Source organism: Coraliomargarita sinensis (assembly GCF_003185655.1).
GTDB classification, from domain to species: domain Bacteria; phylum Verrucomicrobiota; class Verrucomicrobiia; order Opitutales; family Coraliomargaritaceae; genus Coraliomargarita_B; species Coraliomargarita_B sinensis.
Window position 1 is genome coordinate 92,453 of record NZ_QHJQ01000010.1, and the last position, 21,751, is coordinate 114,203.

The 21,751-nt window shown below is 55.6% G+C and carries 24 protein-coding genes; 6 read left to right on the forward strand and 18 right to left on the reverse strand.

Annotated elements, in window-relative coordinates:
- Positions 1-13 precede the first annotated feature (13 nt).
- Positions 14-2,341: an ATP-binding protein gene (locus DDZ13_RS12880; protein ID WP_158279918.1), complete on the forward strand. Its 2,328-nt coding sequence runs from the start codon at positions 14-16 to the stop codon at positions 2,339-2,341.
- Positions 2,342-2,475: 134 nt separating this feature from the next.
- Here DDZ13_RS12880 and DDZ13_RS12885 read toward each other — a convergent pair whose 3' ends face one another.
- The 5 genes from DDZ13_RS12885 to eda form a co-directional block, all read right to left on the reverse strand.
- Positions 2,476-3,753, reverse strand: a complete 1,278-nt coding sequence (locus DDZ13_RS12885; protein WP_110131869.1) for a DUF1343 domain-containing protein — start codon at positions 3,751-3,753, stop codon at positions 2,476-2,478.
- Entirely contained in the window at positions 3,728-4,393 is a 666-nt protein-coding gene (locus tag DDZ13_RS12890; protein ID WP_110131870.1) for a DUF2062 domain-containing protein, read from the reverse strand. Before DDZ13_RS12890 ends, DDZ13_RS12885 begins: the two co-directional genes overlap by 26 nt.
- Positions 4,390-5,559, reverse strand: a complete 1,170-nt coding sequence (locus DDZ13_RS12895; protein ID WP_110131871.1) for a glycerate kinase — start codon at positions 5,557-5,559, stop codon at positions 4,390-4,392. Before DDZ13_RS12895 ends, DDZ13_RS12890 begins: the two co-directional genes overlap by 4 nt.
- A 72-nt stretch (positions 5,560-5,631) precedes the next feature.
- On the reverse strand, positions 5,632-6,849 hold the full coding sequence (locus DDZ13_RS12900; RefSeq protein ID WP_233246160.1) for a sialate O-acetylesterase: 1,218 nt from the start codon (positions 6,847-6,849) through the stop codon (positions 5,632-5,634).
- A 47-nt stretch (positions 6,850-6,896) separates the two neighbouring features.
- The gene (gene eda / locus DDZ13_RS12905) at positions 6,897-7,526 is read right to left on the reverse strand and encodes a bifunctional 4-hydroxy-2-oxoglutarate aldolase/2-dehydro-3-deoxy-phosphogluconate aldolase (protein ID WP_199221122.1); all 630 of its coding nucleotides are present in this window, start codon (positions 7,524-7,526) and stop codon (positions 6,897-6,899) included.
- 235 nt (positions 7,527-7,761) lie between these two features.
- On the opposite strand from eda, the gene DDZ13_RS12910 reads away from it, so the two are divergent.
- From DDZ13_RS12910 to DDZ13_RS12920, 3 genes are read left to right on the forward strand one after another with little or no spacing between them, the layout of a single operon-like run.
- A complete protein-coding gene (locus DDZ13_RS12910; protein WP_110131874.1) occupies positions 7,762-8,457 on the forward strand; it encodes an RraA family protein in 696 nt (231 codons plus the stop codon).
- Between the two features lie 2 nt (positions 8,458-8,459).
- Positions 8,460-9,626: a mandelate racemase/muconate lactonizing enzyme family protein gene (locus DDZ13_RS12915; RefSeq protein WP_110131875.1), complete on the forward strand. Its 1,167-nt coding sequence runs from the start codon at positions 8,460-8,462 to the stop codon at positions 9,624-9,626.
- Between the two features lie 20 nt (positions 9,627-9,646).
- On the forward strand, positions 9,647-10,438 hold the full coding sequence (locus tag DDZ13_RS12920) for an SDR family NAD(P)-dependent oxidoreductase (protein WP_110131876.1): 792 nt from the start codon (positions 9,647-9,649) through the stop codon (positions 10,436-10,438).
- A gap of 103 nt (positions 10,439-10,541) precedes the next feature.
- On the opposite strand, the gene DDZ13_RS12925 is transcribed toward DDZ13_RS12920, so the two are convergent.
- From DDZ13_RS12925 to DDZ13_RS12935, 3 genes are all read right to left on the reverse strand, one after another.
- Positions 10,542-12,287 (reverse strand): Rne/Rng family ribonuclease, encoded by a 1,746-nt coding sequence (locus tag DDZ13_RS12925; protein ID WP_110131877.1) that lies wholly within the window; start codon positions 12,285-12,287, stop codon positions 10,542-10,544.
- A gap of 87 nt (positions 12,288-12,374) precedes the next feature.
- A complete protein-coding gene (locus DDZ13_RS12930; RefSeq protein WP_199221124.1) occupies positions 12,375-13,628 on the reverse strand; it encodes an FtsW/RodA/SpoVE family cell cycle protein in 1,254 nt (417 codons plus the stop codon).
- 84 nt (positions 13,629-13,712) lie between these two features.
- Positions 13,713-14,174: an NUDIX domain-containing protein gene (locus tag DDZ13_RS12935; RefSeq protein ID WP_110131878.1), complete on the reverse strand. Its 462-nt coding sequence runs from the start codon at positions 14,172-14,174 to the stop codon at positions 13,713-13,715.
- A gap of 142 nt (positions 14,175-14,316) precedes the next feature.
- On the opposite strand from DDZ13_RS12935, the gene DDZ13_RS12940 reads away from it, so the two are divergent.
- Positions 14,317-14,658: a hypothetical protein gene (locus DDZ13_RS12940; RefSeq protein ID WP_146209367.1), complete on the forward strand. Its 342-nt coding sequence runs from the start codon at positions 14,317-14,319 to the stop codon at positions 14,656-14,658.
- Between the two features lie 299 nt (positions 14,659-14,957).
- Here the strand turns inward: DDZ13_RS12940 and DDZ13_RS12945 are convergent, their stop codons facing one another.
- A complete protein-coding gene (locus DDZ13_RS12945; RefSeq protein ID WP_158279919.1) occupies positions 14,958-15,776 on the reverse strand; it encodes a tetratricopeptide repeat protein in 819 nt (272 codons plus the stop codon).
- A gap of 168 nt (positions 15,777-15,944) precedes the next feature.
- Here DDZ13_RS12945 and DDZ13_RS12950 point away from each other — a divergent pair, with 168 nt between their 5' ends.
- On the forward strand, positions 15,945-16,613 hold the full coding sequence (locus DDZ13_RS12950; RefSeq protein WP_110131881.1) for a metal-dependent transcriptional regulator: 669 nt from the start codon (positions 15,945-15,947) through the stop codon (positions 16,611-16,613).
- Here DDZ13_RS12950 and DDZ13_RS12955 read toward each other — a convergent pair.
- From DDZ13_RS12955 to DDZ13_RS12995, 9 genes are all read right to left on the reverse strand, one after another.
- Complete coding sequence (locus DDZ13_RS12955; protein WP_110131882.1) at positions 16,588-17,931, reverse strand: sulfatase family protein; 1,344 nt, start codon at positions 17,929-17,931, stop codon at positions 16,588-16,590. The genes DDZ13_RS12950 and DDZ13_RS12955 overlap by 26 nt on opposite strands.
- 65 nt (positions 17,932-17,996) lie before the next feature.
- Positions 17,997-18,425: a hypothetical protein gene (locus tag DDZ13_RS12960; RefSeq protein WP_110131883.1), complete on the reverse strand. Its 429-nt coding sequence runs from the start codon at positions 18,423-18,425 to the stop codon at positions 17,997-17,999.
- Between the two features lie 71 nt (positions 18,426-18,496).
- On the reverse strand, positions 18,497-18,937 hold the full coding sequence (locus DDZ13_RS12965; protein WP_233246161.1) for a hypothetical protein: 441 nt from the start codon (positions 18,935-18,937) through the stop codon (positions 18,497-18,499).
- Between the two features lie 44 nt (positions 18,938-18,981).
- Positions 18,982-19,266 carry a hypothetical protein gene (locus DDZ13_RS12970; RefSeq protein WP_110131885.1) on the reverse strand — a complete coding sequence of 95 codons (285 nt, stop codon included), beginning with the start codon at positions 19,264-19,266 and terminating at the stop codon, positions 18,982-18,984.
- Positions 19,267-19,328: 62 nt separating this feature from the next.
- Positions 19,329-19,718, reverse strand: coding sequence for a hypothetical protein (locus DDZ13_RS12975; protein WP_110131886.1), 390 nt, complete (start codon positions 19,716-19,718; stop codon positions 19,329-19,331).
- A gap of 289 nt (positions 19,719-20,007) precedes the next feature.
- Entirely contained in the window at positions 20,008-20,592 is a 585-nt protein-coding gene (locus DDZ13_RS12980; RefSeq protein WP_110131887.1) for a hypothetical protein, read from the reverse strand.
- On the reverse strand, positions 20,589-20,951 hold the full coding sequence (locus tag DDZ13_RS12985; protein ID WP_233246162.1) for a hypothetical protein: 363 nt from the start codon (positions 20,949-20,951) through the stop codon (positions 20,589-20,591). Before DDZ13_RS12985 ends, DDZ13_RS12980 begins: the two co-directional genes overlap by 4 nt.
- Before the next feature lie 4 nt (positions 20,952-20,955).
- A complete protein-coding gene (locus DDZ13_RS12990; RefSeq protein ID WP_110131889.1) occupies positions 20,956-21,306 on the reverse strand; it encodes a hypothetical protein in 351 nt (116 codons plus the stop codon).
- On the reverse strand, positions 21,303-21,719 hold the full coding sequence (locus DDZ13_RS12995) for a hypothetical protein (RefSeq protein ID WP_110131890.1): 417 nt from the start codon (positions 21,717-21,719) through the stop codon (positions 21,303-21,305). The genes DDZ13_RS12990 and DDZ13_RS12995 overlap by 4 nt, the downstream gene beginning before the upstream one ends.
- Positions 21,720-21,751 lie beyond the last annotated feature (32 nt).

The window sequence follows — 21,751 nt, forward strand, 5'->3', positions numbered from 1 at the left end:
ATTAAGAGCTGCGATGAGGATATCTACAAAAATTGCGATCGCATTGGCTGGTGCTATTCTGCTATTCGCGGTTTTTATCGGCCTGAGCCGCTACACAGTGGACCAGGTTCAGGAGCACGAAAGGCGCCTGAATGCCTATTACTCCCTTGAGCGTGAGATTGCCAATATCCTGATCGGTAGCCGGGTGTTCCAGGATCGCCTTTCGGGTGCCAGTTATGTCGAGAACACGCTCAACAAGGCTCAAAACGATCTGAACGATATCGCCGAAGATGCGGACAAGGTGGAGATGATCTTCCTCTCCGGCATGCTCGAGCGAATCGAAACTTACGCCAGATTGTTTTCTAGAATGGTGGAAAGTAAGAAGTTTCTCTCCGAACTCGACCGGGAAGTGTATGCCGATGTTGTCCGCTTCAGTGAGATCAACCTGGAAATGCACGAAAAGCTGGTGGTGCTCTACGAGGAATCCGATAACGCGGAGGAGCGGCACCTGATCGAAAAAATTATTTTCGCTAACGGACGGCTTTGGGGTTGGTTCAACCGTGCCGTCAGCGTGATCGACCGGGATCTTTTGTTGGAGAATGACATCAACCGTTTCAACGCCAACTTCGTCATCACCATGCGGGCCTGCAAGGAGAACGTGGCGAATATCAAAGAATTGGGTAAACTTCTCAAACTCGAGGAGTTTGAAGAGTACGTCGGTATTCTGGATAAGATTACACGCGGGCTGAATGCGGTATCAGTGGAGTTTACCATCGCTTCACGGGAAGACTCCCAGTTGGCCGATCAGCTCGAAAGCCACGGCGACCGTTTGCGCAGTATGATGAACCGGTTGATTGAACGCAGTCAGTTGGAAAGTAGTGAACAAAGTGACCGCCTGAGCGCAATCTTCTGGACAGCGGCAGTCGTGATCCTCTCCTTCTCAGTTCTGGTGTCGACCTGGTTTTCGCTCAGTGTCAGCCGCCCCATCAAGCGCCTGCGGGAGAACTTCAAGGTCGTCGCGAATGGCAACTTCAATTTGCAGGTACCTACTCCCGGGAAAAGCGAGTTGGACGACCTGGCCCGCGCCTTCAACGACATGACGGACAAGCTGCGTAAGAGCTACGCGGAGGTTGAAGATCGTGTGCGACAGCGGACGAAGGAGTTACAACTGGCGACCGTGCGCTCCAAGAAGCTGGCTGATGCGGCGCAGGAAGCGAACCTTTCAAAAAGTGCTTTCCTGGCTACGATGAGTCACGAGATTCGCACGCCGCTGAATTCAATTATCGGTTTCAGCGAGTTGCTCGATGGCACGCCTTTGAGTGATGAACAGCGCGAGGACCTGTCCACGATCCGGCGGTCGGGGAATATCCTGCTCGAGTTGATTAACAGCATTCTGGATCTCTCCAAAATTGAGGCCGGTAAGATGCACCTCGAGGTCAAACCGGTGAATTTGGAAGAAATGGTCCACGAAGTAAGCAGCCTGTTTAAGCTGCAGGCAAATCGTAAGGGCCTAAAACTTGAAGTGGATACTTCATCCTCCCTGCCTGAAACGGTCTATACCGATGCGACCCGCCTGCAACAGGTCGTGGGCAATCTAATCAGCAACGCTCTGAAATTTACGGAGGAGGGGACGATCCGGGTGAAAGCCTGGGCCAGTCGGAATAACCCGGATGAGGAAGAAATATATCATATTGCCGTGGGGGATACCGGCATAGGGATTGCGGAGGAGAAACTTGAAGACGTCTTCCTCGCATTTACCCAGGAGGATTCGTCGACGACCCGAAGATACGGCGGTACGGGCCTTGGCCTGGCTATCTGCAAACGCATTGTCGAGATGCTCGGTGGCGAAATCTCGGTGGATAGCGTGGCCGGCGAGGGCAGCACATTCAGTTTCAGCTTTCGTAGCTTATCTGATTTGCGCCAGGATTCCGCAGGTACCTCGCTGGAAAATACCAAGGCATCGCAGCTCGATTTTGGTGAAGGGCTTTCGGTTTTGATCGCCGAGGATGACCCTACCAATTTCAAGCTCACGCGAAAACTGCTGGGGCGTTTTCAAATTACTCCGGACTGGGCCAAGAACGGCAGTCAAGCGGTCGAGATGGCAAAGGAAAAAGATTACGATCTGATCCTGATGGATCTGCAAATGCCCGTGCTCGACGGTTTTTCAGCCGCCCGCGAAATCCTGAAAGCTTGTGAAGGGAAAAAGGCGCCCTACATCGCGGCGTTGACCGCCAACGTGTTGGGAGAGAGCCGGGAGGCGTGTAAGCACTCGGGTATGGATGACTTTCTGGCCAAACCTGTCTCCGGTGATGACCTGAAAGCTGCCCTGCTCCGTTTCAGAAAAGCCAGTTGGGGCGAGTAATAACGATTCGAAATAATTTTGGGCTATTAGCAAAAGTTCTTTTGTCGCTACGACTGCATGCTTCGGCGTAATCCCATGAAGACGAGTCCTCTGCCATCCTCATGCCAGCAAACCAATTGAGCTCTGCATAAAGGTCAGAAATTTTTAGAAGTGGTATAAATCCAGAAGCGTTTCGCTTTCTGCTGAAAGCGCTGTGCGTTCTTCGCCCAGCCTTCTACGAATTGCCCGACCCGTGCCTGACTGCCACGCTGGTTGATTTCGTCCCACCAGGCAGTACTACCGACGTGCTTGTTGAAAAGGCCGGGGTTCTTCGCCTCGGTGAACGGATTGCCCGGTGTCCAGGCTTCTGTGATCCGCATCATGTGAAAGCTTAATTCGGTCGGGCGGACTGCGGCCCAATCACTTACACTGACATAGACGCCTTCAACCGGTGCGCCTGCGGCCGAACGCGTTTGCAAAATACGGTAGCTCAGGCCCGGGATACGGCAGGCTTGCAAGGCCCGTTGCACCTCGGCGGGGGACTTGCCCTTGTGTCGGAGTAGGCGGAAAGGATAGGGCGTGCCGATACCGTGCGAGAAGCCACCCACCTGTGCGCCGAGCCCCGTCATGGCGTAACCGAGCACGGCGGATAGGTCGGGAATATATGGTGATGTCGGTACCCATCGCAGGCCGGTATCCGTCCAGAGCATGTCGCGGCGCCAGCCCCGCATTGGAATCACGGTCAGTTTGCCGCGCTGGCGGACTTCGTTGGGCACCTCCATCCAGCCGGGTGTATGCTTTGCGATTCGGGCAAGCTCCGCGATGGTCAGGCCGTGCACATAGGGGACGTGAAAGGCTCCGACATAGCTGCGCCATTCGCGGTCGAGCGGTGGCCCGTCGACTTTCAGCCCGCCCAGCGGGTTGGGGCGGTCGAGAATCACCACTTCCACGCCCTGCTCGAAACAGGCTTCCATGGCGTAGCGCATGCAACTGACGTAAGTGTATGAGCGCACGCCCACGTCCTGCAGGTCGATTACGAGTGCATCGAGTCCGCGCAGCATCTTGGCATTCGGCTTTCGATACTTTCCGTAAAGTGAGTATACCGGAAGTCCGGTGCGCGGGTCGATTTTATCATCGACCGGAACATTGGCTTTCTCATTGCCGTAGATGCCGTGCTCCGGTCCGAATAGAGCGACCAGTTGCACATTGTGCGCGCGCCTCAAAACGTCGATACTGCTCACGCCGTCGCGGTTGACACCGGCGGGATGAGTCAACAGTCCCACGCGCTTACCGGCCACGGCACGGAAACCGCTCTGCTCCAGAACATCGATGCCGAGCAAAATTCTGGCGGCGGCGTTGGTGGAAGGCAGGCAGAACAGGGCCGCAGCAAAACAAACGGTGAGGGATTTAATCAGAGGCTTTCTTATCTTCATTCGGTGCAGGGTGGGATTTACGCAATTTCGGCAAGTGAACTTTTTCTTTGAGCACGGCATAGCTGGCGGCAGTCCTGGAGGCAACAATGCGATAGCTGATACTGCCGATCAGACCGAAAAAAGTTCCCATAATGATAGACCCGAGGCTCGTGACGCCAAATACGGTCAAAAGCCGATCCATTTTTTCGCCCCAGTGCCCGTGAGTGAAATTAAACAGCAGGGTTTGCACCTCACTGCGAGCCAGCGGGGCCGCCTCGACCCCAATTACACCGAGGAAGTGGCGCCCGATTTGATAAGCGGAAAACCAGATTGGAATCACCGTGAGCGGGTTGGAGACGATCTGTAGACCGGCAAGGATGGGTAGATTGCCGCGTAGTAGGAGCGCCAGCAACAAGGAGAGTGGGAGTTGTATACCGTAAAGCGGCATGAGGGTCAGGATGCTTCCCGCATAGATGGCAGGTACCGCATTCTCGACGCGAAAGCTCCAGATGTAGACCCGCTTGCGTGCCGCTTCGGAGAATATTTTCAGCACGGGGTAGCGGTGGATCGTGGCACGGCGGGGCAGCGGGCGCAGCCAGCGTTTCACCCGGCGAATCCGCCGCCACTTGGTTTCGTGAAACTCGTTCTCTTCCTCGCTCATCCTTCGGATAGTTGGGAAAGAATCGTTTCTACGGAAAATTCCAAGTGCTCGGGGCCTTTTAACAGGGCTTCTTCCAGTTCCATCTCCTTCGGGCTGATCCCGTAAAAGCCGGTCTCGGGGAAGCGCTCACGGGCCGTGGCGACGGCCGAGGCTTCCACGCAACCGGCAAGTAGAATGGCAGGCTTGTCGGCCGCATGTGCGGCAGCGAGTAGGGAGTAGGGGCCTTTCCCCGCGAGGGAACTCGCGTCAAATTTCCCTTCTCCGGTCAGCACGAGGTCCGCTTCGGCCACCTTTCCGGAAATGTCGAGCCAGGCGGCCACGAGTTCAAAACCCGGCACGAATTCGGCTCCGCAGGCGACCTTCAGGCCGAAGCCGATGCCTCCGGCGGCTCCGCTTCCGGGGATATCCTTCAGGTTCGAAGGTTGGCCGAAATGCTGGCAAAGTAGTTCTGCCATTTTGGCCGCCCGGGCGTCGAAAGCCGTGATCTCATCGTCTTCCAGTCCTTTTTGCGGGCCATAGACGCTGGCGGCTCCTTTGGGGCCAAGCAGGGGGTTATCCACATCGCAGGCAATGTAGACCGGAGGGACGACGCAATCGAGTTGTCCGGCGATTGCCGTGATGGTGTCCCACTGTGAGGGAAATATCGCCTCTGTGCCGGGGAATTGAATCCCGAGTGCCTCGAGGGCGCCCAGTCCCAAGTCGCTGGTGGCGCTTCCACCGATGCCCAGCAGGATCGCAGAGGCTTCTTTCGCTACGGCGGAACGGATGAGTTCACCCACACCGCGGGTGGTGCACTGTCCGGGATGCCGCCGGTCATTCGGAACCAGCTCAAGACCGGCCACGGCGGCCATTTCGATAACTGCCACATTCCCCTTCGGCAGGCCCAGTATTTCCCGGGCGCGTGTGGGGATCTTGTCACTTTCAATCCAACCCAGCGGGGCATCGATTTCCTCACCGAGCGGACCCGTCACCGGATAATACTCGATATGTCCGCTGGCGGCTTCGGTTAAAATCCGGCAAAAGCCCTCCCCGCCGTCTGTCAGGGGGGCGCGGGTAAAAATGACTTCTCCGTCCAGGGCGCGCTGCGCGCCATTGGCGGCGGCATCGCAGGCCCGTACCGCCGTCATGGAGTCTTTGAATTTATCGAAGGCGACGAGGATGTTCATGTCGTTATAAAATGAACATCGAGTGCAGTTGCTCCAAGGGAGAAGCTGCCCCGGTGCTCCGGGGGCATTGGTTTACTTTTGCATGAGTTCACCCATGGTCTCGGCAAAGGCTTTACCGATCTGACCGAGAATTTTGGCAGAGCCATAATAGTGAAACTGGAAGTTGGAGACGCCGTCTTTCAGAATCGTGTTCTCGCGCTCGGTGAAAGTTTCGTCGTAGAGTTGCTGCTCCGCCTCGTTCCCGGCTTGCTTGCTGAGTTCGCCCTGCTTCACCTTCTTGCGGATCTCTTTAATCTGCTGCTTGATTTCGCTCTCTTTGTGTCGCAGCTCTTCCAGCTCCATATCCCAGTAATTTTCCGTAAGCACGGCGGCGACGTTATCTTTAAGTTCCGGTAAGCTTGCGGGTGCGGCCATGGCATCCCGGAAGTTCTGGTGTACGCCCTTGTAGCGGTCTTTCCGGTATAATTTCGTGGGGCCGCCCGTTCCCATCACCCCGATAACGAATGGGAGCTCGGGGGCGGAAAGGTCCTTGCGCACATCTTTGATGAATTGGGCCAACAGTTCGGAGTAGGCGTCGTAGCCCCCCGGTTGGTAGCGGTTTGGATAGACGCCGCCGTCCACCATGTCGTTCCAGCCTTGAAACCAGACAAAACCGGCCAGTTCGTAACCTTCGCTGGCGTCGTACTCCGGATAAACACGCTTAATGTCGCCGAGCACCTTGTTGATGTGCTCCATCATCAACCGGTAGTAGTGCCCGGATGCTTCGGTCCGCTTGGCCTGCTCGGCTTCGATGTCCTTGCCCTTGGCCTTCAGTTGCTTGATGTTCCCTTCATTCAGAACATAGGGTCCGGCACTGGGCGGACGGAAGTCCGTGTGCAGGCTTTTGCCACCCCAGGCGGTCTTGATGATAAGGATGGGCTCATTCAGTTGCTTCTCCATGTAGATCCCGAAGGTGAATTCCGGACCAATCTTGGGGCCGCGTTTCTCCGCCCCGTAGCCCGCAGTGAGTTGTCCGGTTTTTTCTTCGTCGGAAGAACCGATCGACGAAATCCAGACATTCTCGAGGACGCGGGGTTGACCCTTCTCATCAACCATTTCCTCCAACATTGGAACCGTCTTCGGATCGAGTCCGATGACATCAAAGGTGCTGACGTGGGCATGTCCCTGCATATTGGACTGTCCGCTCAGGATGAAAACTTTGAGCGGGCCGTCATTTGCGATCAAAGACGACAGTCCTGTGAGAGTGAGTAGAACGGTGATGGCGAGTGGTCTCATACTTTTGGATAACATAGTTGAAGTTTAGTTGCGCAGGGGAGGCGTGTGTTCCACGGTCCCTTTTATGGCTGTGCCGCCAGATCCAGCGCTTCGCGGGTCAGGCGGGTGATCTCGGACCAATTATTGTCTTTGATTAAAGCAGGATTCACCATCCACGAGCCACCGATGGCCGCCACCACGGGCAGCTTGAGGTAGTCCTGCAAATTACCGGCGGTGATGCCTCCGGTCGGAGTGAATTTGACGCCGGTGTGGGCATACGGTCCGGCCAGCGACTTCAGCATTTTGACCCCGCCGGCTGCTTCGGCCGGGAAAAACTTCAGGAGTTTGCAGTCCAGTGACAGCGCCTGCTCGACTTCGCTGGGAGTCATGACCCCGGGCGAGAATGCCAAACCAACTTCACGGGCGGTTGCGATGGTTTTAGGATTGAGGCCGGGAGCTAATCCGAAGACCGCCCCTGCGTCGCGGGCGCGCTTCACCTGGTCGTTATCCAGGAGCGTCCCTGCGCCGAGCAGAAGTTCCGGAAAACGCTTGGCAATGCGACGGATCGATTCCTCCGCGGCATCGGTGCGGAAAGTGATTTCAATAATGTCCAAATCAGCGGCGAGCAGGGCTTCGGCCAGCGGTTCGGCTTTCTCCGCATCGTCCAGTACGACGACTGGTACGATTTGTTTGGCAAGTATTCGATCGATCATGTTGGGCAGCATGCCCACCGGTGAAAAATGCGAAAGAATAAAGTGTATTTTGCCGGATCATTCGTTTTGGCAGAGCGGTTATAAACCTTCCGCGGTTGGAAGGCTTGCGGGCATGCCCCCAAGCTCCCCGCCTGAAGCAGGAGAAGGAACCTGTCTCTTCAATGAGCAGGCGGTTCCGTTATTTAGAATCAGTATGTGTTTGTCTCGGATGAGACGTCGTCCAAAATTATGCGTTATGGTACTTCCTACTAACGATCCCGAGCGTTTTGAGCTGTGCCGCCGAGAACTCTTCACTGCGGTGGTGGGCGATGTTATGGACACCCTCGGCTACACCCATCAATTCCTGCCGCCCCAGGTTCAGCCCTTGCGCGACGATATGGTCGTGGTTGGTCGCGCCATGCCGGTGCTTGAAACGGACGACTTCAGCGCTCACGAAGGCCCCGGTCGTGCCGGAGGCGACTTGAATCAGCCTTTCGGGCTGATGCTCCGGGCACTGGACGATTTGCAGCGGGATGAAGTTTACATCTGCACCGGTGCTTCGCCCAGGTATGCACTCTGGGGCGAGCTGATGAGCACGGCGGCACGCAACCGCGGCGCGGCGGGAGCCGTCGTGGACGGTTATTCACGTGATACCCGCGGCATTCTGGAGCTGAATTTCCCCACCTTTTCCTATGGTCGCTACGCTCAGGACCAGCGTCCGCGTGGCAAGGTGATCGACTTTCGCTGTACCATCGAGATTCAGGGCGTACGAATCCAGCCGGGCGACATCGTCTTTGGTGATATTGACGGCGTCTGTGTGGTGCCCAAGACGATTGAAGAGGAAGTGCTGACAAAAGCTCTGGAAAAAGCACAGGGAGAAAAGGAAGTCTTCAAGGCGATCAAAGGGGGCATGGGTGCACAGGCGGCCTGGGATAAATTTGGTATCATGTAAGTATGAAAATTACGGAAGTTAAAGTCTGGCTCGTCGAGGGGGTTAAATACAACTGGACGATGATCAAAGTCGTTACCGATACGGGCGAAACCGGCGTCGGGGAGGCGACAAACTGGCCGGGCAGTCCTATCATCGAGGCAGCCGCCCGTCATGTGGGCGAGCGGGTGATCGGGCTCGATCCGATGCGTACCGACTTTATCTGGCAGAAGCTCTATCGTGACCTCAACTGGATCGGACCCTACGGGGCCTCCATGTGTGCGATCAGCGGGCTTGATATGGCGCTGCTCGACCTCAAGGGCAAGGTACTCGGCGTGCCGTGCTACCAGTTACTTGGTGGGGCCTTCCGCGATCGGGTCCGGCTGTATGCCAACTACTGGTTTACCGGTGGCGGCCACAGCTCTGAGGATTACGCCAGGCAGGCCAAGCGGGTGAAAGCACTGGGCTTTACCGGCCTGAAGTTCGATCCTTTTGCCCACACCAACTATCTCTACGGTGAGGACCTGCATACGGAGCTGACGCTGACACCCGAGGAACAGGATCGTGCTTACGAAGTGACGAAGGCTGTGCGCGAAGCCGTTGGTCCGGAATTCGACATGATGATCGAGACCCACGCTATGCTCAACTTCGAGATCGCGGTCAAGATGGCGGAGCGCCTGGCCCCGCTCGGGGTGACCTGGTACGAGGAACCAGCAGGTCCGGAGAGTGCCGATACGCTTAAGGCTTTTCGCGATCGTTTACCCTCTAGTGTTCCGATTTGTGTGGGCGAGCGGCACTACACCCGGCACGGCTTCCGCCCTGTTCTGGAAAAGCATATTTGTGATATCATTATGCCGGACATCACCCGCTGCGGCGGTCCCAGTGAGATGAAGCGTATTGCCACCATGGCCGAGGCCTATGGCGTGCTCCTGGCTCCGCACAATCCGAACGGGCCGCTCAGCACCTTGGCCAGCGCCCATGTCTGTGCCTCGGTGCCGAACTTCTTCCGCTGTGAGTTCATGTTCAATGACGTGCCCTGGCGCGATGCCTGCATCTCACATCCGTTGGATGTACGGGACGGTTACCTGCATCTCTCAGAGCGTCCGGGCCTCGGTGTCGACTTGGTCGAAGCGGAGTTGGAGAAACATCCCGGGATCCGTGATCTTAAAGCTAGAGAGAATTTTTACGTCTAACCGGAAAAACGTACGTCTGCATCATGCTCGCAATCGACCTTAAGAATCAACGTTGCGTCGTCACCGGTGTGACAAGTGGGATCGGTGCCGCCATTGCAAGAGTGCTGGCGCAGGCTGGCTGTCATGTGGCCGGTTGCGGGCGCAGCCCTGGAGATTCAGCGGGTGCGCGCAAATTTATCGAATCGGTCGAAGCGCAGGGGCGGAAGGCGGTCTATCTGACGGCCGACCTTTCGGACAAGCGTGCGCCAAACCGCTTTATCGAAGAAGCGTCCGAGGCTTTGGGCGGTATCGATCTGCTGGTATCAAATGCCGGCAGAAATGTTTTTGAAGGGGCGAAGGACTGTAGCGAGGACGCATGGGAAGAATGTATGAACCTCGACCTCGCATCGCACTGGCGTCTCGCTCAGGCCGCACGGCCGCATCTTGCCCGGGCCGAGCCCGGTGTCATCCTTATCATTGGTTCGAACCACGCCTGGAGCAGCATTCCCGGCTGCTTCCCTTACAATGTAGCCAAGGCCGGCCTGCTTGGGCTGGTGCAATCGCTCGCCATCGAGTGGGGCCCTGAGATTCGTACCGTGGGCATCGCCCCCGGCTTTATTGATACTGCGGGCAACCAGACTTGGTTCGACTCCTTCCCGGATTCCGCCGCCGAACGTGCGCGCACGGAGGCCATGCACCCGGTCGGGCGCATCGGCACGGTCGATGAAATCGGCCAGCTTTGTGCCTATCTCGCCTCACCCATGGCCGGCTTTATTTCCGGCACCACGCTCTGCGTGGACGGGGGGCGCAGCGCCTTGATGCAGGACGGTTGAGAATGTCTTTCGCCAGGGGGGTGCTCGTCGCCACTCGCGTGTCCTGCGTGGCGCTTTGGATGTCCGCGACTTCCCGGGGGGAAGCCGCGAACGTTAGAAAGCCTTAGCGTTGCTCCTGTCCGGTCTCCACGTCGATGATCTTGAAGTTCTCGACGTGGTAGATGGGGTCGGCACGGAAGGAAAGGTGTGCGCCGTAGCTCTGTTCGATTTCCAGAAGCAGGTCTTCGTCCTCGTGGCGCAGGCGGTCCAGGTTGGTGGGGTGCAGCAGCACGCGGAGGCTGATCTCCTTGTCGTGCCCGTCCTTAGCCCGCATGTGCCGGATCACGCTGATCAGACGGCGTTGAATCTCCACACTCATGGTGCGGGACGACTTCACCGAACCGCGGCCGTTGCAGTAAGGGCAATCGGTATACACGCCGCTGGAGTGGCTCTCCGAGTGGCGCTGGCGGGTCATCTGCATGATGCCAAGCGTGGAAATCTGAAGAATATGGTTCTTAGCTTTATCACCGGCCATTTCCCGCTTCATGCGGTTGTAAACCGCATTACGGTCCTTCTTCGCCTTCATGTCGATGAAGTCGAGGATGATCAGGCCGCCGATATTACGCAGGCGGATCTGGCGGGCGATCTCGGTGGCCGCTTCCAGGTTCACCTGAAGGATGAAATCTTTACCGTCCTTGCTCTTGTTCTTATGCGAGCCGGTATTCACGTCGATCGAGATGAGTGCTTCGGTTTCTTCGATCACGATCTCACCACCGCTGGGCAGGGGCACGCAGCGCATAAAAGTCTGCTCGATCTGGCGCTCGATGTTGAAGCGTTCAAAGACCGGGATGTCTTCGGCGAAGCGGTGGATCTTTGACTTCGAGCGCGGCGAGATCCGGGTCACTTCCTCGATGATGTTATCGTAGTCGTCCTTCTTATCGACCATCACCCGGTCGATCTCCTCGGTCAGGAAGTCGCGCACGGTGCGGCCCACGATGTCCGGCTCCACGTAGAGGCAGGTGGGCTTTTTGCTGGCTTCGATGCGCTGTTGGATGACCTCCCAGCGCTTGAGCAGGATATGGAGGTCACGGATGAAGTAGCGCGCTTTTTTGCCTTCCCCGGCGGTGCGCACGATGATGCCCATGCCCTCGGGCAGGGTGAGGTCGCGCAGGATGCCTTTCAGGCGGCTGCGCTCCTTCTTGTCGTCGATCTTGCGGGAGATGCCCAGTGTGCCGGTGTGCGGCATGAGTACGAGAAAGCGGCCGGGCAGGGCGATATTGGTGGTGGTGCGTGGGCCCTTGGTCCCGATCTGTCCCTTGGTGATTTGGATCACGATTTCGCTGCCGACAGGATACAGCTTCGGAATGTCCTTGATCGTGACCTTCTCGGCTTCGCGCTTACGCTGCTTCTCGGACTTATTGTCACGCACGACTTCGATCGAGTTGTCCTTGGCTGCCGGGAGAATATCCCAGTAGTGGAGGAAGGCGTTTTTCTCCTCGCCGATGTCCACGAAAGCGGCTTTCAGGCCCGGCTCCAGGTTCTGGATGCGGCCCTTGAAAATAGCGCCGACCTCGCGGGCCTCGCCGGTGCGTTCGACTTCGAACTTCTCCAGCACACCGTCCTTGAGCAGGGCAACCCGCTTTTCCAGTGGCTCGGAGTTGATGATCAGCTCCGTGTAGGCCTTCTTCTCCCGTTTGATCGCCTTGGCGATCCGGGTGATGATGGGCTGCTTTTTCTCGCGTTCGGCCGCCTTGTCCTTGAGTTCGCGCGTGTCGATGCGCTCGGCCTTTTTCTCGGCCGGAGCCGAGGTCAATTCTTCAGTGAATTTGTCGTCGCTGTTTTTTTCAGATGTTTCGGTAGTATTTTGCATTGGTCTTGGTTTCCCGGGGGTGAGCGGGGGTCCCAAGCTCTAGCTGCGTTCGCCGACGGTCTGGTGCGTGAATGCCATGTATCGAAATCATGAGAAATCCTTCCGATACCGGTATACACTTTGCACGAGTCCTTGAAGAATGAAGCAGCTCAGAACAAAGGAGCCTCCGTAACTTAAAAACGGAAGCGGGAGTCCGGTGATCGGGGTGATGCCGATAGTCATGCCAATGTTGATGAAGAAGTGGACGAGGAACAGCACACTGACGCCGACCGCCAGTTGCATTCCAAATCTGTCTCTTGCGAGTCCGGCAATACGTATGCCGTTGGCGACCATCAGGCAAAACAACCCGACGACGAACGCGCTTCCAAGAAAGCCTGTTTCCTCCGCGATCACGGAGAAGATGAAATCATTGTGTGCCACCGCTTGGGGGAGATAGCCGAGCTGGGCCTGGGTCCCGTTAAACAGGCCCTTGCCGGTCGCTCCGCCGGTCGCGGCAGAAATTTTTGCTTGGTTGGCATTCCAGCTTGCGCCGGTGCCACTAGGATCCACCACGTCGGGGGCGACGAAGGTCAGGATCCGGTTTCTTTGGTAGTTGCGAATGGGCAGCAGGGAACGGTACTCTTCGGAGAAGGTTTCTCCGGCCGTCTCCGCAACCCGCTGTTTTTCAAGATGTTGGCTGTAGCCATAAATGTCCACGCCCAGCGCGACCAAAGCGATCGCGAAAATCGCAATCGCGCTGAGGAAAAATTTCTCCGACAAGCGGGAAACATATAGCAAGGCGAACACCATGGGTGGAAAAACAAGTGATGAGCCTAGGTCCGGCTGAAGGAAAATCAATAGCATAGGCAGCAAAAATACGAAGGCCACTTTACCCAGCGCCCAGAGCGAATCCCGCACCGAGCCGATCTCCGAGCGGGCGAGGATGCTGGCCCCCATGATCAGTGTGCCGATCTTGGCCCCCTCCGTGGGTTGAACCGTTGTGATGCCCACATCAATCCAGCGCCGCGCGCCCATCATTTCCACGCTGACAGGGCTGTGCTCGTTGGTCAGGAGTAGCCCGACGATCCCCGCCATGTAGATAAAATGGGCGTATTCCAGGAAAATCTTGTAGTTGATCGAGCCGATCACGGTGTAGACCGTCAGGCCCATCGTGATCCAGAAAATCTGTTTTTTCCAGTCGCCGCCGTCGTCGTGGGAGAATTGGGCCGAGTAGATGAAAAGTACCCCGATTCCACAGAGCAGCAGAATGCTCAGCGGATTGATGATATCAAAGCGCATCTCCCCGCCCGGATACATCAGGCGCTGGTATTGTTTACTGAAAATGCGGCGGTAGACGGACACACTATGTTGAAAGTTGTTGGTTGAAAGTTGTTTGTTGGGTCAGACTGCTATCGTTCAACGGGCAACCTGCAACCAACAACGCACTTAATTGACGTCGCCAAGATAATTGGAGCCGGGGTCAAAACCCTTGTCGGTGAAATGCGCTTTGATCACTTCGGGTAGAAAACGGCGGTCTTTCAACTCGTCGAGAGGGATCCATTCCACACCGATCTGTTTCTTGTCGTGCTCGCTCCCCGGGCCGATGCCGTCTGGATCGGGCAGGCTGCAGCGGAAAACGTTTTCCACCTGATGAAAGGCGCGGTGGGCATGGCGGAATTCGTGGTTTTTGCCGATGTACTCGCGTACGTAGAGGAGCTCGCCGACCTCGACCCGGGTGCCGATTTCCTCCAGGCACTCGCGCTCCAAGCCCTCGCGGAGAGTTTCGCCGTGGCGCTGTCCTCCACCCGGCAGGATGTAGAAAATACCGGTCTTATCACGCATCTTGATGGTGAGCAGTTTTTTCTGGCGGATGATGAGCGCGCGGGCAGCTGTTCGAATAAATCGCATAGATAGAGCCTACAGCAAATCCCACTCACTAAGAGGGGCAAGTCTCAACAATTGCTTCACGATGTCACAAAGGGGTGAAAAATATTTACCGTTATTTACAATCGACCCCTGCTTGGGCAGCCTCTAGGCGATGATCGTTTTAATGAAAGAGATCGGCAGAGATAAATTTTTGGAGCAGTTTGCGGATTCACCCGCCAGACTGGCCTGGGCGGAGGCGTATCTCTCGGACCGGGAATCGGTGCGCGCTCTGGTGGACGCGGTCGACGAGAGCCCGTACAGTCTTCGCCAATGGGTCGATGCCTTCATTGTGGTCGGCCAGTGGCTGGACGCCCGGGGATTGCGGGCCTCATTTCAGGACCAGCTGGGTTACGTAAGCTGCGCCTGTGAGGCCGCCGGTGCCGGTGCGAACCTCACGACGCTCTCCGGAGTGGTCACCGAGATGCTCGATGACTACGGCTTCGAGTCCGCGGTGGAGCAGTCATAGAAGTTAAGGGAGCAGCACCAGGGCAAGGCGCCGGCCTTACCTTTTCAATCTGATGTAGAAAGAATGAATAAAAGCCAGGCGTGTCTGATTTTGACGACGAAAGGCGCGAGAAACACGAAAAAGAGAAGCCACAGTGCTGGGGGAGGAACCGTTAATGAACGTTAATTAACGTCAATTAACGGTTCAAAGTGAACCCATGCTATACGAGGGAAAGCACTCGAGCATGGGACACCGTTCGACCAGTCTGGACTACATCCAGTCCTCGACGGAGGGCATCGCTCTGCCGTTGCCGCTTACGCTCAGTGCTGCGCGATCTCATCCAGTACCTGCTGCTTTGATTTTTGCAGGCTGGGTGTTTGCACATTCCGGGCGAGCTCGATGGCCTGGTTGGTCCGGCCGAGCTTGCCCATGACCCGGGCGCGGTGCAGATTAAGAATTTCGACCCTCAGTGGGTCATCGGCCTCCTTGTGCATTCGGTTCCAGTGCAGCAGTGCGGACTTCCAATCGGGGCTGCTGAGGTCGTAGTAGGCTTCGCCCAGTCGCATTTGCAGATCGAAGGCTTCCGGTTCGAGACTCGCTGCCTTTTTGAAAGCTTTCAGCATTTCCCGCTCCAGAGCGTCACGGGTAAAGATACCGTCATCGATGTAAACGGTGCGGAATTCCTGCAGGAGTTGCCCCAGTGCGAAATGATAAACCGCCGTTTCCGGTTCCAGTTCGACTGCGCGCAGGTAAAAGGGCAGGGCCGCTTTTGCCTTGCCGCCCTCAGCCAGGTGGGTGCCGATCTGTTGTTTGACCACCGCGATGTTGGGATCGATCTCGTCCGCTTTGAGAAAGGCGCTGAACGCTTCCTCGTATTGCTCCACCCGACGGAGCAGCTTCCCGTAAAGGATGAGGGCATTCACGTCATTGGGGTGGTCGATCAGGTAGGCGCTGTAAGCGCCGATCAGGTCCGTCACATGGCGCTCAATATCGTCGGTGCTGTAAAATTCGGGATCCTCCGCGATCTTTTTGTAGATCCGCTCTTCTTTCATCGCGATGTCGGCCAGGCGCCTGTCCGCCACGCTGGTTTGAGCCCACGCAACACTTGTCACCACGACGCCGATGAGAGATAGAGACATGACTTTGAGCAGAGGACACCTCATATTGCGTATGACATTAAAAAAGTCTGAAATGACGAAAAGCACGAAATCGTGCTCTGGTCGATAAATCTAAAGGTGGCTGATGGATTTTTGTCTTATCTTTTGTTTCGACTTGGCCTGAACTGGTTCCCAATAGATTTTTACACCATGCCCAGCTCTACCGTCGAAGATTACATCAAGCAGATTTATCTGCTGGAGGAAAAGACCTCCCAAGTCGAAATTCCTATGGGACAGGTCGCGGGAGCCCTCGGCGTGGTGCCGGGCACGGCCACCACCATGGTCAAGGCCCTCGCGGATGCCGGACTGGTGGAATATGCGCCCCGTGTCGGCGTGCAACTAACCGACCCGGGCCGGAAGCTCGCGCTCCACGTGCTTCGTCGTCATCGTTTGATCGAGCAGTTTCTCGTCGAGGTGCTTGGCTTCGACTGGTCCGAGGTACACGAGGAGGCCGAGCAACTGGAGCACGTCGTGTCCGACCTTTTACTGGACCGGATGGATCAATACCTTGGTCATCCCACGGAAGATCCACACGGCGACCCCATCCCGTCGGCGGAGGGTGAGCTGTCTGTCGGTAGCGTGCATTCATTGGCCGACTGCGAGCTCGACAGGGAGTTCGAAGTCGAGCGTATCCGTGATCAGGACACCGGATTTTTGAACTACATCGCTTCTGCCGGCCTCAATCCCGGGATTAAAGTCAAAGTGACTGCCCGGAATCCAAGTGCCGAGTCCGTGCAGGTCGACGTCGGCCCCGGTGATCAGCACAGCCTCGGGTTTGGAGCTGCCGCCAAGGTTATGGTGCGACAGGCGGCTCGTTGATAAGTCCTTTGTCCTGCGTGTCGGCGATCCAGGCGTCGAGTCGGGTCCTCAGCTCGTTAAGCGTTTGCTGGTGCGCCGGCGACTTGGCGAGATTGTCCAGCTCGTGCGGGTCGGCTTTCAGGTCGTATAGTTCTTCCTTCGGCTTGGTTTCGGCCAGAAACAGCTGCTGGGCCTGCGTCAGTTCACCCCGGGCATTCAGTTTTTTGATGACCGGCAGCATCGGGCGGTGCTTCTGCACGTAGCGGCATTCGCGGTAACCGTTTTCAGGATTATAATTGCGGATGTATTTGAAGCGTTCGGTGCGGACACAGCGTATGCGGTCCGTCACTTCGTCGATCCGGTCGCGGGCAGCGAAGATCTGCTCCCGTTTCCGGGCGTCGGGCCCCAGGATAGGGTGCCCGTCGAGGTAGGCCGGGAGACTGGCGCCCGCAAGATCAAGTATGGTTGCCGAGATGTCGATCAAGCTGACCAAATCATGGTTGACCATTCCCGGGGCCAGCTGCCCGGGCCAGCGGAGGATGAGCGGTACCTGAATGCCCGGATCGTAAAGCCAGCATTTCCCGCGTAGATGACAGCGCCCGTTATCGCCGATAAAGACCACGACCGTGTTATCTTCAATGCCTTCGCTCTTTAACCGGTCCAAAATTTCACCGACCTGTGCGTCCATCTTTTCGATGCTGTCGAGATATTCGGCCCAGTCCCGTCGACACACCGGGTGGTCGGGAAAGTAGGGGGGTAACTCGACCTCGTCGACTGCAACCGGGGATTCCGATGCCTCGCGAACCTCACGCCAGCCCGAGCCCGGCTGGCGGTGGGTGATGAATAAGGTAATCTGAGCAAAGAAAGGCTGGCCTGCTTCCCTTTGGGACCAGTCGTCACCGTCAAAGAGCGGGGCTGCTTCGAAATTCAGGTCGGTCTTAGCCGAGTAGCCGCAGCCAAGAGCGGTATAGTAGCCCGCCTTACGCAGTAAGTGGGTGATCGGCTGGATGCCTTCGGGGAGTGTGCCGATACTTCTACGCTGGTCCTGGGTGTCCGTCCGCGTCTGGTAGACGCCAGTCATCATGGCATTGCGTGATGGCGTGCAGGATGGTGCGGTGGCAAAGGCCCGGGTGTAGCGCACGCCCTGCCGGGCCAGGCCGTCCAGATGGGGCGTCTCCACCGCCGGGTGACCGTAGCACGACAGCTCCGTACTGATGTCTTCGGCCATAATCCAAACGATGTTGGGCCGCGCGGCTTTCGGAGTCGGATCTTCAGCCGGAAGTGGCTTGGTTAGGATACATAGCGTGGCAATTAATTTGAGTAAATTCTGGCGGTTCATTTTCACTCAGACAAAGTAAAGTGTCTCAAGGGGTGGCCACGCGGTGCATGGTCGCGGATTTGATATCAGAGTTTGGATTGGTTGTCGTTTTTTCGCTTTTTATAAAAGCCATAGCCCACTCCCCAGCCAAGAAGGATGGGCAGGTGGTAGAAGCCGAGAAATAACAGACCGATCGCCCAGAGGGGGTCCTTATTTGCATAGAGCATTGCGAATAGAATCATTCCGGCTGCCGAAGCAATCAGGTTTCCCATGATGCCATTCTTTCCCGCAACTGTGGTAGTGGCCAATCCGACGCTGGCAATGATCGTGCAGAAAAGGGCCGTGTGGGCAGATTCGTCCAGGGCGAGTTCAGCCAATGGAAAAAGCATCAGGTAGCCCAAGGTCATGATCAAGGCCCCGACGATCATCTCTTTTCCTCCTTCTTTTGTCTCAACCGGGTCCAATGAGTCCTGATGGTGAGTTGGCTCGGGGGCGCTCCATTTGAAGGTTTTCATTTTTACTGATTACGTCAAGCTGGGCTATCTGGGGACCTTGCCCGGAATTGGCTGGTGCTGCCGGCTGGAGCTTATTCGGCAAAGGGGTTGAATTCCGGGTTTCCGCATCCGCAGAACATGCACTGCATGTTTCGCGAGTTCATCTTTCGGCTGCATGACGGACAGGTCACAACCTTCGGGGCGACCCTGCCGTCCTTTTGGCCGTCCATGAGGTCGAGCTCTTCCATTCTCTGCATCAGATCTTTTTCATCCAGATGGTGCTTTTCTTTCAGGAAGCTCCATACTGCTTGCGTTGCCAATGCGAGTTGCCCCACCTTTTCCGCGTAATCCTGTGATTTGTCGACGGCATCACGGCTATCCTTCTTGGCAGCATCAACATTGCGTTGCATCTGCTCGATCTTCCATTGCTGGATTATGTCCCAAAGCATTCTGTTTCCTTCTGTTTTTACGGTGAGCGTTTTATTTTTCTTGGTGAATCGTCGTGGCTGTCCTGGTGAAACGGCAGCGGGCAAAGTTAATGGCTCGGGCCGGATTTGCGTTTCATTTGATCAGTTGCTTAAGCACGGTCGTCTTCTTTCCCGGTTGGCCTGGCAACGAAGTAGATTCCCAAACCCGCACCTACGGCACAACCGACCCACCAGCCTGTTGTCGTTTCTTTCTTAAATTCCTCTTTTGTCACGGGTTCCATCGCCCTCTCGCGGTAGTGGCTGCGCATGGTCGAACTGTCCGACGATGCAGACCAGAAGAGATCAAATATGCCTGCCTGATAAAGATAGCCGCACACCCCGCCCGAGATGGTAACAAACAGGAAAATAACGATTCTTTCTTTTAGCTTATTCATATTTGTGGGCGTCGAGAGCAGAGAGTAGCGGGGTGGGTCGCCTTTGCCAGGTTGGCCTTATTTTATGGGACCATGCCGTCATGCTTTTCGATAAAAGCAATCAGTGCATGCTTATTGGAAAGTTGGTCATGGGGAAGCTGTACTTCACAGCAAAACCACCCCTCCATGATTTTTGCCTTATCGTCTGAAAAGACGAAGTAAGTGAAGCCTGCATCCTTGGTGAGGTGATGCGATTTGAACCAATAATCCGCGTAATCGCCGTTGGCAAAGAAGATCCTGCCGCATTCAACCTTTTCTTCCTCAAGGAAGTGCCGCTTTACGTAATCATTATACCCCGGCTTCAGGCTCAACTTTTCGGGGGGATGCCTTTCCCGGGTCTGTTTGAGCTCCTGCACGGTTGCGCTACAGCCGACGAAAGCCAAGCATACCAGTGCTGTGAGGATTCTTTTCATTTTGAACGTGAGGACCGTGATTCCAGTCTGTGGGGAATTGTTTCAAGAGGTTCTCGAGCTTGTCGGGCGGCCGAATCGGGGTTGATCAGTTTCCTCCTCCAACCGTCGGCGGGGGCGGACATGTTGACTGAATCGCCTACATTTCAAAAGACTAATACAATGTTCAGCCCAAAGCTCAATCCTCTTTCCTTTCAACACGGAAATCCCCGGCTAATCCAGGCCCGTTGAGTTCCGCTGGCGAACCCTCAACGGAGTTGTCCTCCGCAGCCTGGTTTTTTTGTTTTGGCTTTTATACGCTCCGGTACAGAAAGTAGAACCATCCGGGATGAACGAAACTATTTTCAGAGTAGAGGACTCTTACGTCTTCCCTGATTTCTATATCCTTCTCTCCGTTCTCGATCATTCCATGCACCTCAACCGTGTAGTCCTGTTTCTTCCAAATACAGCCGGGGACTGCAACTTTTGCCCGGCAATACTTCTTCCCCTCTCTTTCGAGCTCGTAGAAAATCCCTGACCTCGGACGAGTCTCGTGGACGATGTCGTAACGATGCCCATCATCGTAAACCAAAGTAGCTTTGTGAATAACGAATGATTTCCCTTTAAAGCTACTGTCAGCGTTGAGTGCTAAATCAACTGATGCGGGCATCGCTCCTCCGCTAAATGTAAACAGGAATGGAATTCCTGTATCATACTGGGAGACATCCATGAAGCCGAGCATGTAGTGCGGTAGTTTTCCGTCGATGAAATCATCCCAATAATAACCATCTTTTGTTCCTATGGAAGGAACGCCGCCCGGAAGTGTTCCCACGTGAATTCCAAGGGTGAGAAGCCAGGCAATGCCGATGGTGATGGCTATTCTCTTCGCCTTCTTCATTTATCTGTGTAGATGAGAGTATCGTCTTTTTGAAAGCTGATACCGAGTGACAGGAAATGTGGCTTATGAAAAAAGGATATCTCGTACTCGGACCCCTCGATTCTAAACTTATGCGTGCCGGCCCAGCAAAACTTGGACACAAGGACTTCACCGTCCACGATGATTTTCTCGAAGCCCAGTAGGTTGTTTCGAATCACAAACTCGTGCCCGTCGGCACGAATCGTTTTCTTGAACCAGTAGCCCGGAATGGTTGCGAGGACCAGGCCGATTAAAAATGCTTCAATCATGGAGTTTTTAATGTTGAGGTTGGTGCAGATGTAAAACGAAGCGTAAGGGGATAAATACCTTCGTCCGGTCATGCTCTTATTCTTCGATCAGTGAGGAGATGTATTTTATGTCGGGCTTCAGCATTCTGAGGGCAGGTTGGTTGGTTTTTGAAAGGACTCTGTAGAGGCCGGTATTTGGATCGTACTGGTGACGGATGCCGAAATCGATCTTGTAGATCAGGGACTTTGAGATCTTCGGATTGTCAACGTGCTCGGCTCGCTCAAAAGCCTTTTCCATTCTATCCAATACTTTTTGTTCCGTGCTTTCAAAAACAACTTCCATGCGCTCATTCCAAATACGGATCACCTGAGGGTCCGCTTTTTCTTTCGCGCAAAGACCTAGGCATAATAAGAGGGTGAGTGGAATTGCGCAGATGAGTGCCTTCATTTTTTCTGTGGGTCGAAGAGCTCAAGGCCTGGCTGTGATGTATGGTACTCTCTCCATTCATTTAGATACTCCAGCACTTGTAGGGTGTGCTTGTTCATCGTCCATACTGGAGTCAGCCAGGGACTTCTTCCGGGAATGTGTGGAACCAGGTAGATGTGGGCGGTTTCGTTTTCTGCCGGGCGATATCCCACATCAATATACCGATATGCAATCGGCTTTGCGGTTCTGGGAAACGTTCCCAATTCAATCGATTCTATTTCCCTTTTTCTGATTCTCTGAGAGATAGGGCCAATCCGGCAGTCGATGTAATCTCCTCTTATCTGGGCGGTTCCCTTGTTTTGGACGATCCACAGCCAACGCCCTATAAATGTACGCTCATGTGCCGGAGTTGAGTAGTAGACGTCGAGATTCATGTCTTTCGCGGTGTCCAGTATGAGCGCGGCGG

Bases quoted from the DNA above. Each gene is read 5' to 3' on its own strand.
- DDZ13_RS12960 (WP_110131883.1), bottom strand. From the start codon at position 18,425: ATGAAAACCTTCAAATGGAGCGCCCCCGAGCCAACTCACCATCAGGAC.
- DDZ13_RS12950 (WP_110131881.1), top strand. From the start codon at position 15,945: ATGCCCAGCTCTACCGTCGAAGATTACATCAAGCAGATTTATCTGCTG.
- eda (WP_199221122.1), bottom strand. From the start codon at position 7,526: ATGATCGATCGAATACTTGCCAAACAAATCGTACCAGTCGTCGTACTG.
- DDZ13_RS12970 (WP_110131885.1), bottom strand. From the start codon at position 19,266: ATGAATAAGCTAAAAGAAAGAATCGTTATTTTCCTGTTTGTTACCATC.
- DDZ13_RS12890 (WP_110131870.1), bottom strand. From the start codon at position 4,393: ATGAGCGAGGAAGAGAACGAGTTTCACGAAACCAAGTGGCGGCGGATT.
- DDZ13_RS12935 (WP_110131878.1), bottom strand. From the start codon at position 14,174: ATGCGATTTATTCGAACAGCTGCCCGCGCGCTCATCATCCGCCAGAAA.
- DDZ13_RS12895 (WP_110131871.1), bottom strand. From the start codon at position 5,559: ATGAACATCCTCGTCGCCTTCGATAAATTCAAAGACTCCATGACGGCG.
- DDZ13_RS12955 (WP_110131882.1), bottom strand. From the start codon at position 17,931: ATGAACCGCCAGAATTTACTCAAATTAATTGCCACGCTATGTATCCTA.
- DDZ13_RS12885 (WP_110131869.1), bottom strand. From the start codon at position 3,753: ATGAAGATAAGAAAGCCTCTGATTAAATCCCTCACCGTTTGTTTTGCT.
- DDZ13_RS12925 (WP_110131877.1), bottom strand. From the start codon at position 12,287: ATGCAAAATACTACCGAAACATCTGAAAAAAACAGCGACGACAAATTC.
- DDZ13_RS12910 (WP_110131874.1), top strand. From the start codon at position 7,762: ATGGTACTTCCTACTAACGATCCCGAGCGTTTTGAGCTGTGCCGCCGA.
- DDZ13_RS12945 (WP_158279919.1), bottom strand. From the start codon at position 15,776: ATGTCTCTATCTCTCATCGGCGTCGTGGTGACAAGTGTTGCGTGGGCT.
- DDZ13_RS12985 (WP_233246162.1), bottom strand. From the start codon at position 20,951: ATGACCGGACGAAGGTATTTATCCCCTTACGCTTCGTTTTACATCTGC.
- DDZ13_RS12900 (WP_233246160.1), bottom strand. From the start codon at position 6,849: ATGTTATCCAAAAGTATGAGACCACTCGCCATCACCGTTCTACTCACT.
- DDZ13_RS12880 (WP_158279918.1), top strand. From the start codon at position 14: ATGAGGATATCTACAAAAATTGCGATCGCATTGGCTGGTGCTATTCTG.
- DDZ13_RS12980 (WP_110131887.1), bottom strand. From the start codon at position 20,592: ATGAAGAAGGCGAAGAGAATAGCCATCACCATCGGCATTGCCTGGCTT.
- DDZ13_RS12940 (WP_146209367.1), top strand. From the start codon at position 14,317: ATGAAAGAGATCGGCAGAGATAAATTTTTGGAGCAGTTTGCGGATTCA.
- DDZ13_RS12990 (WP_110131889.1), bottom strand. From the start codon at position 21,306: ATGAAGGCACTCATCTGCGCAATTCCACTCACCCTCTTATTATGCCTA.
- DDZ13_RS12975 (WP_110131886.1), bottom strand. From the start codon at position 19,718: ATGAAAAGAATCCTCACAGCACTGGTATGCTTGGCTTTCGTCGGCTGT.
- DDZ13_RS12915 (WP_110131875.1), top strand. From the start codon at position 8,460: ATGAAAATTACGGAAGTTAAAGTCTGGCTCGTCGAGGGGGTTAAATAC.
- DDZ13_RS12995 (WP_110131890.1), bottom strand. From the start codon at position 21,719: ATGAATCTCGACGTCTACTACTCAACTCCGGCACATGAGCGTACATTT.